Here is a 13,439-nt window from a genome sequence, read left to right on the forward strand (position 1 = left end):
CACTAAAGACTACATCATCTGTTGACCGCTGTACGTTCCGGCCTTTGCCATAATTGCGAGATGAATCCCCGGCGGTTTTAGCTGTTGAATGCCTTCGATATCGATACTGCTTTTGGTGCGCGTATTTGGCTCGCCGTCAAACTCAAACCGACCTGAATAAACTAAGTCGGCAAACTGAGTAACACGCTCTATCCCCAGTAATATTGACGGTGAGACATTTCTTCTAAAAAGCGCTTTTGGTCTTTTTCTCGCACTTGGTAAAAATTAATGTCGACGTCATTTACATTAACTGTAACCACAGGCAAGCCATTGCCTAACCCTTGAGTTAAAAACGCGCCACTGGTATCAAAATTAAAACTTGGCGTCACGCGACTTGTGACCACATCGGCATGTTGGGTTCGGAGCAAGCTTCGGTTATTAATCGCTTTAAGCCCTTGGTAAATGGTGACCTTGTATTTAACCTCTGGATCTACGTACGGAAACCACATGGTTTTACCCGACTTAGCAATCACCCACGCGCCGTCGACGGCCTTGCCATTTTGCTGGCTAATGCCAAAGTACTTTTGTAGATCTTTAGAAGGGTCGACCGGCACCGACAAGGTAATCGCAATTGAATTACGACCGTCTTTACTGCGCTCCGATACATCAAGAATTTTTAACGGCGCGTCTTTGTAATCAATTAACGCCTGAGCCATATCCAGCGCGGCTTCTTCCTCGCCAATACCCGAAGAAGCAATGCCTTTATCACCCTCAGAAATCGACGTTTCATCCACGCCAACCACCGACGCAGCATTGTCATCATTAGAACAGCCCACCAAAACCAACTGAGACACAAACAACGCAGAGACAAAACACAACAAAGACCAAACATTAACTTTCATAACATTCCTTCGACAATAGGGGAAAAATCCATAAACAAGCGGTAGCATATTAGAACTTACTGGAAGTAGGAAGTTCAATTGTTATCGTGTCAATTATGCGTAAATTGACTTTTTAATGCACGTTAAATTCGCTAACAAAAATCTTGGTAATAAGAGCCAGATAAACACAAAGTAGGCGAACAAAGTTTTGCGCCGATTCAACAAAAATGGCAAAGTACAGGTCGGTAAGCCGAACAAGGACGACAAGTGACTTTAGACTACTACAATCAACATGCTGAGGCTTTTTTTGACGCAACAGTTAATGTTGATATGAATAATATCTACCAGAAATTTTTGCCCTTTCTAAAACCTAATGCCCAAATTGTTGATGCAGGCTGTGGAAGTGGTCGTGACGCCCTTTATTTCAAGAGCCAAGGCTTTAAGGTTACCGCATTTGATGCCTCCATTGAACTCGCTCATAAAGCCCAACGCTTGCTAGGACAACAGGTGGCAATTACAACCTTCGAGCGGTTTTCTATACAGGAAAAAGTTGACGGCATTTGGTGTTGTGCTTCATTGCTACATTTATCTAAATCTGAGTTATTACCTTCTCTGAAAAACTTGAACAGCCACTTAAACAATGGCGGCGTTATGTATATTAGCTTTAAATACGGTGACGCTGAACGTATAGAGCACGGCAGACAATTCATCGATATGAACGAGTCCACTTTGACTGCGTTAATTAACAATCTGCCAGAGTTAACAATCAGTGAAACATGGATAACAGGCGACAACCGACCTGGTCGTGAAAACGAAAAGTGGTTAAATGCTATTTTGCTTAAAGACAATAATTAACTGCGTTTTAACATTGGGACTAAAGGATAAATGACCTATCAAATAAAGGATATATCGGGCAAATATTTAGAAAATGTAACACCTAACTCTTTACTGAATAAAACAATTAGCGATATTTTATTTGATTTTGACTACGTATTTGTTGATCAACATGAGTCAGGATTACTTTTTGCTAAACAAAACTTTCCTGCTATTTTTGTCGATACCTTACTGTTTTCATTGGATCCTAAAGCTTACCTTTACGTCAATTATACAAGTCACCAAAATCAATTAATGCATGACTTTCAAGGCTTATATCGGTTTGTATGGTCAGATAAACAATCATTTATTGAAGATATAAACATTTTTATCACTGAAGTCTTAGATGATGATCTCAACCTAGCAATGTACGGTTCAAACCGTTCGTTACAACATGTTGACCCAACGCCACCTGAATTTAATTTTTCGGTCTTTTTTGAACAAACCTTTGGAACAAAATCCATTCACGCCCTTCAACCAGAAGTTAATTACACAGACAAAGAAGGACACCGCCGTTTTATTGATTTTGTATTAGACACTCAAAATATGCAATTTGCTGTGGAGCTAAATGGTGAACGTTACCATCACCCATTACTCATTTCAGTAGAGAAATATCGTTCGCAATTATTTAAACAAAATTCCTTAGTTTATGACGGATATTTGGTTTATCGCTGGTCTGATAGAGGCATGGCTGATACAACAAAATTAGCGGACCAGATGCGTTTATTTTTTGGTGATAAATCCGACTTTAAGTCAACACCGCATTATCGCGCAGCCAGAAAGCTAACCTTTGAAAGATACCAACATCAAACCGACGCGATTGTTAAAATTAACCAACAACGCCTCAACGGAAATAATACCTTTTTGGTAGTACTCCCAACAGGAACTGGCAAAACGGAAGTATTTATTGAGGATGTGCGCCATCAGCTTACAATTAATTCAACATTTAAAGTTTTAGCCATTGTTCCTAGCAGAGAATTGAGAAAACAACTCGTTAGTCGTTTGCACCAGCAATTAGATGACATTAACATTTATGATTCCTTGCAACCGCAAGCTAGCAGTGAGCAAGCCATTTTTGTCGTGACTTCAGCGTATATACTGCGCCACTATCATTCATTTAACAGAAAGCACTTTAATTATATTGTTGTGGATGAAGCACACCGAGCAGCAGCTTCTGGACTACGCAATGCGCTTGCCTATTTTACACCAGACTCTTTATTAGGTTTAACGGCGACGCCAGATCGAACAGACCAACAACAGCTTGAAACTATATTTGGGCAATACGATGTTGATCTAACATTGCAACAAGCTATAGAACAAGGGTTAGTACCACCAGTTCGTGCCTTTAGGTTAGAAAGTAATATCGACTTTTCGAAAGTACGATTTAACGGTAAGGAATTTGTAAAACAAGACTTAAATAAAACAGTTTTAATTCCATCCAGAAACCAACTTATTGTTGATGTGGTAAAAAAATATTTTGCTAAACCACTTATAGCTGACCAAAGTCCTAAACAGGGAGTCATCTTTTGTGTAGACGTTAAACACACAAAAGCTATGGCAAAGTTATTAATCGAAAATGGCATATCATCAGTATCCGTAGATGGAAAAAACAGGGACGGTATTGAACAGTATAGAAACGGTGAAGTGCAGTTCATCTGCGCCTGCGACTTGCTAAATGAAGGTTGGGATGTACCAAATACTTCTGTTGTAATTATGGCGAGGCCAACAATGAGCAAAGTGCTTTATACCCAGCAACTTGGGCGTGGAACGAGAAAATGTGAAGGTAAAGAAGCATTATATGTGATTGATGTTGTTGACGCATACGGCCCTGCACTGTCCCCGTGGAGCTTACACAGCTTGTTTGGATTAGAAAAATATACGCCATTTGAAAATGTCATTAAGAGCAACGAAACAAGACATACTGAAATTATTACACTTGATGGTTTATACGAAGGTGAACGTAGAATTGAGCCTATCAATATCTTTAATTTTGAAAAAGAGTTCGGGGATTTACTTAATGAAGAGCAGTTTGCCAGAGAATTATTTATAACAACAGGAACACTTAAAAGTTGGATCCGAAAAGGTGAAATACTGGCGACTAAACAATTGCCGTTTGGCACTAAAACATTAAACTATTTTTCTGAGGACTTGCTCCCAGTTGTCAGAACCAAAAAGAACCTCAAGCTGCACACCGAACAAACTCGCCGAGATGACTTCTTTGAATTTTTGGCACAACGAGATTATTCCTTCAGCTATAAAATCATCTTTATGTTGATCATCCTAAATCATTGTAATCAGCGTGGAGAAATAAACTTGGAAGTTATGATTGCGAAGTATCAAGCGTTCTATTTAAAGCAGCTCGAAATAAACGGCAAAGCCGACAGAGACAATAGCCCTTATAACAACCTTGAATTTTTAAACGACACAAAAAAACTGCAAAGTAATTTGCTAGCGAATCCATTTGAAAAATTCGAACGCAAACGTTTTATTTATCAAAGCAAAGACCTAAATATTATTTCATTCGATGAAGTCCTCTGGCAAAAACTAACAACGTCCGATATTACAAAGGCTATTAAGCAATTTGAACAAGACGGTAAAGATTACTTTGAAAAGTTAGGTATGAGTTTTGACCCAAGCGGTTTAACAAACCAAATCAATTAGACCTTTAACACCACGGTCGTTAGAATGACAAAAAGATAGTCGTTAGACAGTCCAGAGCAGCCGGTCAGTTAGTCCGCTAATTTAAGTGAAGCTAAGTGAAGTTAAGAAAAGTTAGGCTAAGCCCAAAAAGTGGCAGACATAAAAACCGCAATTAAAAATGGAAATACAATTAAATATGAAAACCGTCTTAGTGCTTACAACCATTTTTATGCTCGGTGCATGTGTTAACACTATGCCTACATCTAATTGGATCTTGGTTGATGACTTTGAGCAGCCCGAACTTACCGATTGGCAAATCGTGGATACACAAAATGACACCAAGCCGTTTGTTGCTAACCCGCAAGTCACCGTGATTAAAACAGCAAATAATAATCGCTATTTACTTAAGAAACCCGCCGCTGACGGCGTTGTTGGCAATAGAAAAGCCCTGACATTTAAAGCCTTACCAGAAGCGGTTGCGGTAGGTGACACCTATACATTTTATACTCGTATTTTGGTTGAGAGCTTTCCCAACAATCATGCGTTTGGCATTAGTAATTTAACGCCGGATGAGATCATCAAACAAGCCTATAACGCCTTTGAACCAACTTTACGAGTCACTGATAAAGCCGAGTCCAATGGCTTTAAAAACGACGGCACTTTGATGGTAAAAATAGACAGCGACGATAAATATCGACAATACAGCAATGTTCAAAACTATGATTTAAATCGCTCTGCAACCCCACTGCAAACTAACATTTGGTATCAAATTTGGTATGTGGTCAATAATGCGCCGGTGGCGGCCGGTGGGCAAACTTACGATGTGTATCTTCAAGGTGGCGAATTTGCCAAGCAGACCTTAGTATTTAAAAACGCAGCTTTTAGAATGAAACGAGAACAGCCTTTAATCTACTTTTTTGCTAACTCGAATACCGGACCACATAAAAAACCCTACGGCAATGGCGGGCTCGCCTATGACGATATCTATATGAGCCGCGGCCTCGAACTCTCGACGCCTTCAACCCCGTAAATTTGCAGGCAACTATCGATTTCCATATTTTTAATTTCGTATATTCTTGAAGTTAACGGTTAGCGGCGTTTTATGATGAATAAGGCGCTGAAGATAACGACTTTTAGATGGATATGATTTGATGACAACTGCACAACGAGTTTTATGGATAATCGCAACCTTTGGCAACGCCCTTGCCATTTTTCTGTTACTTAATATTATAAATGGCTGGACCGTGAGTTTAATGGTCTTCACGTCTCTTTATACCCTTATTGGCCTGCATGACATCACCAGTAGCCGTCATACGCTAAATAGGCTTTATCCTGTGTTAGCGTATTTTAGGTACTTTTTTGAATCCATTAGAATTGAAATCCAGCAGTATTTTATCGCCAACGACATTGAAGAAATGCCATTTAACCGCGAACAGCGCAACCTTGTTTATCGTCGTGCAAAAGGTGTGAGCGATACCATACCGTTTGGTACGCAGCGCGATTTAATGCAGACCAACTACCAAAGTATTTGGCATTCAATGGCACCTAAAGTTTTAAAGGAAGAAAGCAAACGCATTCGTGTTGGCAGCTCACAATGTAAAAAACCTTATCTGGCTTCGCGACTTAATATTTCAGCCATGAGCTACGGTGCACTTAGCGCTGAGGCAATTCAAGCGATGAACTTTGGCGCAAAACAAGGTGACTTTTACCACAATACCGGTGAAGGCGGCATAAGCGCGCATCACTTAAAACACGGTGGTGACTTAGTTTGGCAATTAGGCACAGGGTTATTTGGCTGCCGCGACGATAATGGTCGATTTAGCGCCGACGACTTTGCAAAGCTCGCCAACCTAGAGCAAGTTAAAATGATTGAAATTAAGTTATCTCAAGGCGCTAAACCCGGTCATGGCGGGGTTTTGCCTAAAGCTAAGATCACTGATGAAATTGCGGTAATACGCGGAATAAGCAAAGAACACGACTGCGTCTCGCCGCCAATGAACCCTGAATTTTCAACACCTTTAGAATTGCTTAGCTTTGTTTCAAAACTTAGAGAACTCAGCGGTGGTAAACCCATTGGCATAAAACTGTGTATAGGCAATCCTGCGGAGTTTTTGTGTTTAGGTAAGGCCATGATAGAAACGGGCGTGTTTGTCGACTTCATCACCGTTGACGGCGCCGAGGGTGGCACTGGTGCAGCTCCGGTTGAGTTTAGTAATCGCCTTGGTTTAATGTGCCTTGAGGGTGTCTATTTTGTAAATAACGTTTTAGTCGGTTTAGGTATTCGTTCAGAGATCAAAGTCATCGCGTCGGGTAAAACCGCGTCTGGCTTCGACATAGTCAACAAAGTTGCATTTGGTGCCGACATGGTTAATGCGGCGCGCACCTTTATGATGTCGGTGGGTTGTATTCAGTCCAAACAATGCGATACCAACAAATGCCCTACCGGCATTGCAACGCAGGACAAAAATCGCAGCAAAGCTATTGACGTTGAGCGCAAAGCCAAACGAGTCGCTTCGTTCCAACACCATACATTACACAGCTTTTATGAATTACTCGGCGCTATGGGCTTAGATGAAGTGTATAAACTCACTTACAATATGGTCAAACGCAGAACCCCAAACGGCATGCTTGAGTCTAACACCCATACAGTACCCGAATTGAAAACCAAACAGCTACTGAACGACGCACTGCCTGGCATGTGGCAAATTTGGTGGAGCAAAGCCCGCAGTGACAGCTTTTATATTGAAGACACCGCACCTGTTCACCCTCCAGAATTAGATGTTAGAAACATTTCCTAGTGCGATAGCTGATATGGGCTCGTAGTCACGAGCCTATATTATTGTCTGCTTAGCGAGATAACCGTATTGTTAAAGGCAAAAACTAAGGATTAGAAAAGAGAAGTAAACAAAAAAAGGCCAACGTCACAGTTACATATTCAGCTACTCAGTCAGTTACTCAGTCAGCTACACAGATTTACGCCACCCGAAATTTTAGTTATACCCGCTTTAAAAAACTCTAAAAGCACTTAATACTCACTCATACAGCACTAAATTAAGTGACTGCATTGGGCTAGGCTGGTTTAGTACTGCGTTTCTTTTTAACTGTTTTTTTAGCCGTTGAACGAGGTCGTCGGGGTTTATATGCGCCTCGATTGGCAGGGCTTTGCGGCAGTGATTCAAACTTAACGGTTTTAACGTCTTCGATGAGTTGCGCAAGGTTTTGTTCTATTTGGGTTATAAACTGTTTGTAGCCCATAGATTGTTGGCTAATGGACTCAAGCTGCGACTCCCACAATGCGGTCATGTCAGGCTGTGATACAACGTCGGGCAATGCTTGGATTAATTGTCGCCCTATCGGTGTTGCGATTATGTTTTTTCCGGTACGAGTCAAAAACTGGCGTTTAAATAACAGTTCAATGATGCCTGCCCGAGTTGCTTCAGTACCTAGTCCATCGGTATCTCGCAGCAGTTTTTTTATCGCAGGATCGGTAACAAAACGCGCTACGCCGGTTAAGGCACTCAACAAGCTTGCATCGTTAAAGGGTTTAGGTGGGCTGGTCATCTTTTCAACTAACTCGCCACGTTGGCAATGCACCTGCTGACCTACCGTAACTTGAGGCAATTCAGATGTTGCCCATTCTTGGTCATCGGTATCGACATTCGTTTTTGCATTCGTTTTTGCATTCGTTTTGGCATTGCTTTTTGCACTGCTTGATTCAAATAGACTTTTCCAACCTTTTTGAGTGATCTCTTTTTGTTTGCTAACAAAACATCCCCCTTCGACAAGGGTATCAATTTGTTTTTCTTTGTATTCAAACTTAGGGTAAAACTGGGCGATGTATTGACGGCCGATCATGCCATATAATTTTTGTTCATTGGATGTCAAATTGCCAACAGACCTCGCATTTGCCGTGGGAATGATGGCATGGTGGGCCGATACCTTTTTATCATTCCAGGCTCGTCCTTTTTGAGATAAATTGGCTTTTTCTAACAGTTTTTTTAATGTGTCGGAACATTGGGCCATGGCCTGTCCGACCTTGGGGACATCGGCAAAGTGTTCTTCTGGTAAATATTGGCAGTCCGAACGCGGGTAAGTAATGAGTTTGTGTTTCTCATAAAGCGATTGGCACGTATCTAATACTTGCTTTGCGCTTAACCCAAAGGCTTTGGCCGCGGCAATTTGCAGACCAGACAAACTAAACGGCAGCGGCGCAACCTGTTGCTTTTTATCTGTTTTAACTTTGTCTATGACGGCGGGTTTGTCGGTGATCCGCTGTACCACATTTTCAGCCAATGGCTTTGATAACACCCGAGATGCTTCATCCATATAAGGTTCGCAGGCATCGCTTGGTTGCCATTTCCCTTGGTAAAACTCGCCATTTTGTGTTTGAAAATGGCCTATCACCTCATAAAACGGTTTAGCGGTAAATTGTTCAATTTCAAGGTCACGTTTTACCACTAATCCTAAAATTGGGGTTTGTACACGCCCAATAGACAGCACACCTTGATACCCAGACTTCTGACCCTGCAATGTGCAAAGGCGTGTCATATTCAGGCCATATAACCAGTCTGCTCTAGCTCGGGCCAAAGCACTCACCGCTAATGGCACAAACTGTTTATTAGACTGCAGATTATGCAAGGATTTAGACACGGCAGCGGTATTAAGGTCGCTAATCAAACAACGTTGCGCTTGGTCAATTTTTCGCTTTGAAGCACCACAATAGCTGATCACTTCATCAACCAATATTTGCCCTTCTCTATCGGCGTCGCCAGCATTAACTATAGTGGTTGCTTTACCAATTAACTTTTTGATCACCGTTAATTGCTTGCGCGTTTTTGGCTTGGGTTTTAATTGCCATTGGGTTGGAATAATCGGCAGGTGTTCAACTTGCCACTTTTTAAATTTGCTGTCGTAATCCTCTGGCGGTGCTTGCTCCAACAAATGACCGATACACCAAGTCACTACTGTGCCGTCGCTGGCTTCGATAAAGCCATCTTGTTTTTTATGCGGTTTAGGCAACGCGTCAACAATCGCTCGACCTAGACTGGGTTTCTCCGCAATAAATAACTTCATGAATAATGACCAACGGACTGAATAAAGAAAGACCGCCAATTTTACCGACTAATTACCCTAAGGTCGATGGCAATTAGGTACAGATTATTTTTGGGCAAAAGACTATGCGTAAACAACGACGATGCAGGACACCTGAACTTGCATTTTGTGACAACTACACTAACTTTTGGTTAAAGCACTCCAAACACTTTTGTTATGTCTGCCAAAGTAAAAATATTGTTGTCTGTGGCTTAGTAACTAGCGATGCCAGTCTTTGGGTTGATTTTCATTCTAATGTTGCAAACACGACCGTTACTGATTAGAACTCTGGAATACATAAATGACTTAAATAATTTAAAGATTGACGATGTTTATCCGATAAAAAGGATAGTTATGACGATAGGTAGATCCCCATGGCAAATAGATCAATTAAATTTAAAGTATTAACAATCGCATTATTACCCCTAGCACTTACCGCACTGGCAATTACCTTGTTGGCGACCACACAATCTGAGCAAATAAGCTTACAAAGCCAAGACCAATTACGCACTTCGCTGACGGCCGAAAAAAAAGAGCAACTCGACTCATTTATCGAACTTGCTATTACCTCAGTTGCTACCGCTAAAACCGACGACGCGAAAAAAACAATCTTACGTAATTTAAGATACCAGCAAGGCAATAATTACTTTTTTGTTTATGACACCCAGGGCAATCAAATTGTTAGTGCGGATAATCCAGAACGTGAAGGAAAAAATTATTTAGACTCTAAAAGCCAGCAGGGTCGATATCTGGTTAAAGAATATATAGAAAAAGCGCTAACCGGTGGCGGTTATGTTGAATATACATGGCCCAAACAAAACTCAACAATACCATCACCCAAGCTCGCCAAGGCCGTAATGATCCCTGACACCAATTGGGTTATCGCGACCGGATTTTACGTCGACGAATTAGAAAAAACCCTGGGTGTTCTTAAACAACATAACCAAGAAATGTTGTCGGACAGTATCTTTAAAATCATTAGCTTAGCGATTGTTTTGTTATTAGTAATGTCTGCTATTTCCATCAAATTAGTACAAACCATTACCAAACCAATAAATCATGCCGTGAGTGCCTTAGATGAAATAGCCAATGGCGATGGTGATTTGACACAACGTTTGGATGAATCAAAAGGCCATGAATTAGGTGCGCTTTCCGCGGCGTTCAATTTATTTGCGTCAAAAATTGCAGATATGGTTAAGCAAATTAATGGGTCGACGCAAATATTATCGACCTCAAGTGTGAACCTTACGCAACTGATGGCTCAAGCCGAATCAGGTGTGCAACGTCAACATTTAGAAAGTGACCAAGTTGCTACCGCTATGAACGAAATGTCAGCAACAGCTTTGGATGTGGCGAAAAGCGCTAGCAATGCCGCAAAAGCCGCCCATGACGCGGAAGACCAAGTCACTGACGCTTCGAAAATACTAGATGGTGCAATAGAGATCATTAATGGGTTAGGTGACCAAGTTAATATTGGCGTCGACGTTATTGGTAATTTAGGTGAAGAATCTAAAAATATCGGTGGTGTAATCGAAGTTATTCGAGGCATTGCAGAGCAAACAAACTTACTCGCATTAAACGCCGCGATAGAAGCAGCAAGAGCCGGTGAACAAGGAAGAGGTTTCTCTGTGGTAGCCGATGAAGTTAGAACCCTAGCGGCAAGAACGGCGAGCAGCACGGATGAAATTCAACGCATGATCATTAAATTGCAGGGTGGAACTAACGAAGCGGTTCTTGCGATAACTGAAATAAATGAAAAATGCATGCACACAGTGACAGAAGCAGAAAGAGTCGACACAGCGCTAAAAGCAATACGTCATTCAGTCACGACGATCAACGACATGAACAGTCAAATTGCAACTGCTGCTGAAGAGCAAACTATGGTATCTGAGACCATAAACCAAAACGTGCACCAGATTGTTGAAGTCGCAGAAGAAACCGCAAACGGTACCGCCGAAGCATCCATGATAAGTAAGCAGCTTAATGATCTCGCGTTAGATATGTCGAAATTAGTCGGTCAGTATAAAACGTAATTTCAGCCAATTGAAAGAAACCTGTGGGGTCAGAGTTGCTGATTTTTGTTATTTCCTCTGCACTTGGTTGGAGATCCCTAATATCGCTGTGGCTCTTTTGGGATGACGTTTTTGTTCTTAAACTATGAGCTAATTGGAGGTGAATTATGTGATTCCTCTGCACTCGGTTGGAGATCCCTAATATCGCTTAGACTCTTTTGGGATGACGTTTTATGTTCTGGTTACTTTGAGCCAATTGAAGGTGAATTATGTGATTCCTCTGCGCTCGGTTGGAGATCCCTAATATCGCTTAGACTCTTTTGGGATGACGGTTTATGTTCTGGTTACTTTGAGCCAATTGAAGGTGAATTATGTGATTCCTCTGCACTTGGTTGGAGATCCCTAATATCGCCGTGGCTCTTTTGGGATGACGGTTTATGTTCTGGTTACTTTGAGCCAATTGAAGGTGAATTATGTGATTCCTCTGCGCTCGGTTGGAGATCCCTAATATCGCTTAGACTCTTTTGGGATGACGGTTTATGTTCTGGTAACTTTGAGCCAATTGAAGGTGAATTATGTGATTCCTCTGCACTTGGTTGGAGATCCCTAATATCGCCGTGGCTCTTTTGGGATGACGGTTTTTCTGGGTATTGGGAATGACGTTTTTCTGTTTGGTTCGGATGGTGGTCTTTGTACTGTATTTTTGACCAATTGAAAGAAACCTGTGGGGTCAGAGTTGCTGATATTTGTAACGTCCTCTGCACTTGGTTGGAGATCCCTAATATCGCCGTGGCTCTTTTGGGATGACGTTTTGTTCTGTGTATTTGGAATGACGTTTTTCTGTTTATTTGGGATAAGGGTATTCTTCAAAATAACCTGTTATTACACATAAATTTCAGACTGCATATAACTTCGTTTAAATCCCCGTTAGTTGAGATTCAATTCTGAAATTCTGTTCAAAATACTTGATGGTCAAAAGTTAGTTTTACTACGATTTATTAGAAAATATCGTCATTCCAAAATCGCCCCAGCGATATTTGGAATCTCCAGCAAGCGACTCCGAAAATAAAAATATTTTTGGGTGCTATACTCTGCTTCTAATTATTGAAATGGAATTCAATTATGAAAGCACCTGCGGTTTATATAATTACTAATGCTCATAACACCACGTTATACATTGGTGTTACTAGCAACATTCAAGCACGGATTTATCAACACAAACACAAATTGACTAAAAGCTTCAGCAATAAATATAACTTAACAAAACTTGTGTATTTTGAGCAGTATGAAGAGATGAGAGATGCCATTTTGAGAGAAAAATCGCTTAAAAAATGGAAACGTATTTGGAAGGAGGATTTGATTACCCAATTCAATCCTCATTGGGTCGATTTATATTCAAGCATTCTTTAGGGCGAACTTTACTTGCTCTGCACTTGGTTGGAGATCCCTAATATCGCCGTGGCTGCCTAACTTTACAAGCTACGGGGATGACGGTTTTTTCTGTTTGGTTAGAATGACGGTTTTTGTTCTTAAACTATGAGCCAATTGAAGGTGGATTATGAACTTCCTCTGCACTTGGTTGGAGATCCCTAATATCGCCTTGGCTCTTTTGGGATGACGTTTTTGTTCTGGTTATTAAGAGCTAATTGAAGGTGAATTATGTGATTCCTCTGCACTTGGTTGGAGATCCCTAATATCGCTTAGACTCTTTTGGGATGACGGTTTTTCTGGGTATTGGGAATGATGTTTTTCTGGTTATTTGGGATAAGGGTATTCTTCAAAATAACCTGTTATTACACATAAATTTCAGACTGCGTATAACTTCGTTTAAATCCCCCTTAGTTGAGATTTATATCTCGAAGTGAACGGCAGGGACGCCGTTCCAAGGGATGTGTATATGGACATACTTTCATCCCGTCTTCGACGATAATATAAATCTTACCTAAGGATTAGGGATTGAGCC

General features: G+C 41.1%; 10 protein-coding genes. 7 read left to right on the forward strand and 3 right to left on the reverse strand.

The features are described 5' to 3' along the window. Window positions 1-9: 9 nt before the first annotated feature. Together KO525_RS20000 and KO525_RS10980 are read right to left on the reverse strand one after the other, a co-directional pair. Window positions 10-204, reverse strand: coding sequence for a hypothetical protein (locus KO525_RS20000; RefSeq protein WP_368668251.1), 195 nt, complete (start codon window positions 202-204; stop codon window positions 10-12). After that, window positions 189-881 carry a hypothetical protein gene (locus KO525_RS10980; RefSeq protein WP_215963847.1) on the reverse strand — a complete coding sequence of 231 codons (693 nt, stop codon included), beginning with the start codon at window positions 879-881 and terminating at the stop codon, window positions 189-191. The genes KO525_RS20000 and KO525_RS10980 overlap by 16 nt, the downstream gene beginning before the upstream one ends. A 246-nt stretch (window positions 882-1,127) precedes the next feature. On the opposite strand from KO525_RS10980, the gene KO525_RS10985 reads away from it, so the two are divergent. The 4 genes from KO525_RS10985 (at window position 1,128) to KO525_RS11000 (ending at window position 7,171) form a co-directional block, all read left to right on the forward strand. Then, complete coding sequence (locus KO525_RS10985) at window positions 1,128-1,715, forward strand: class I SAM-dependent methyltransferase (RefSeq protein WP_368668272.1); 588 nt, start codon at window positions 1,128-1,130, stop codon at window positions 1,713-1,715. A 30-nt stretch (window positions 1,716-1,745) separates the two neighbouring features. Then, entirely contained in the window at window positions 1,746-4,394 is a 2,649-nt protein-coding gene (locus KO525_RS10990) for a DEAD/DEAH box helicase (RefSeq protein WP_215963848.1), read from the forward strand. A gap of 175 nt (window positions 4,395-4,569) precedes the next feature. Further along, entirely contained in the window at window positions 4,570-5,403 is an 834-nt protein-coding gene (locus KO525_RS10995) for a hypothetical protein (RefSeq protein ID WP_371744403.1), read from the forward strand. Between the two features lie 121 nt (window positions 5,404-5,524). Continuing rightward, the gene (locus KO525_RS11000) at window positions 5,525-7,171 is read left to right on the forward strand and encodes an FMN-binding glutamate synthase family protein (protein WP_215963849.1); all 1,647 of its coding nucleotides are present in this window, start codon (window positions 5,525-5,527) and stop codon (window positions 7,169-7,171) included. A 271-nt stretch (window positions 7,172-7,442) separates the two neighbouring features. Here KO525_RS11000 and KO525_RS11005 read toward each other — a convergent pair whose 3' ends face one another. Further along, window positions 7,443-9,446 (reverse strand): DNA topoisomerase III, encoded by a 2,004-nt coding sequence (locus KO525_RS11005; RefSeq protein ID WP_215963850.1) that lies wholly within the window; start codon window positions 9,444-9,446, stop codon window positions 7,443-7,445. A 392-nt stretch (window positions 9,447-9,838) separates the two neighbouring features. On the opposite strand from KO525_RS11005, the gene KO525_RS11010 reads away from it, so the two are divergent. From KO525_RS11010 to KO525_RS11020, 3 genes are all read left to right on the forward strand, one after another. After that, the gene (locus KO525_RS11010; RefSeq protein ID WP_215963851.1) at window positions 9,839-11,497 is read left to right on the forward strand and encodes a methyl-accepting chemotaxis protein; all 1,659 of its coding nucleotides are present in this window, start codon (window positions 9,839-9,841) and stop codon (window positions 11,495-11,497) included. A 102-nt stretch (window positions 11,498-11,599) separates the two neighbouring features. Continuing rightward, window positions 11,600-12,136: a hypothetical protein gene (locus KO525_RS11015; protein WP_215963852.1), complete on the forward strand. Its 537-nt coding sequence runs from the start codon at window positions 11,600-11,602 to the stop codon at window positions 12,134-12,136. Between the two features lie 462 nt (window positions 12,137-12,598). Continuing rightward, window positions 12,599-12,886, forward strand: a complete 288-nt coding sequence (locus KO525_RS11020; protein ID WP_215963853.1) for a GIY-YIG nuclease family protein — start codon at window positions 12,599-12,601, stop codon at window positions 12,884-12,886. The last annotated feature ends 553 nt before the right edge of the window (window positions 12,887-13,439 follow it).

Origin of the sequence: Psychrosphaera sp. B3R10, from assembly GCF_018861025.1 — a bacterium.
In the GTDB taxonomy this organism is placed as follows: Bacteria; Pseudomonadota; Gammaproteobacteria; order Enterobacterales; family Alteromonadaceae; genus Psychrosphaera; species Psychrosphaera algicola.

What these genes read in the sequence shown, in the direction of transcription:
- KO525_RS10980 (WP_215963847.1), bottom strand. Translation starts at nt 881, where the DNA reads ATGAAAGTTAATGTTTGGTCTTTGTTGTGTTTTGTCTCTGCGTTGTTT.
- KO525_RS10990 (WP_215963848.1), top strand. Translation starts at nt 1,746, where the DNA reads ATGACCTATCAAATAAAGGATATATCGGGCAAATATTTAGAAAATGTA.
- KO525_RS10995 (WP_371744403.1), top strand. Translation starts at nt 4,570, where the DNA reads ATGAAAACCGTCTTAGTGCTTACAACCATTTTTATGCTCGGTGCATGT.
- KO525_RS11000 (WP_215963849.1), top strand. Translation starts at nt 5,525, where the DNA reads ATGACAACTGCACAACGAGTTTTATGGATAATCGCAACCTTTGGCAAC.
- KO525_RS11005 (WP_215963850.1), bottom strand. Translation starts at nt 9,446, where the DNA reads ATGAAGTTATTTATTGCGGAGAAACCCAGTCTAGGTCGAGCGATTGTT.
- KO525_RS11010 (WP_215963851.1), top strand. Translation starts at nt 9,839, where the DNA reads ATGGCAAATAGATCAATTAAATTTAAAGTATTAACAATCGCATTATTA.
- KO525_RS11015 (WP_215963852.1), top strand. Translation starts at nt 11,600, where the DNA reads ATGACGTTTTTGTTCTTAAACTATGAGCTAATTGGAGGTGAATTATGT.
- KO525_RS11020 (WP_215963853.1), top strand. Translation starts at nt 12,599, where the DNA reads ATGAAAGCACCTGCGGTTTATATAATTACTAATGCTCATAACACCACG.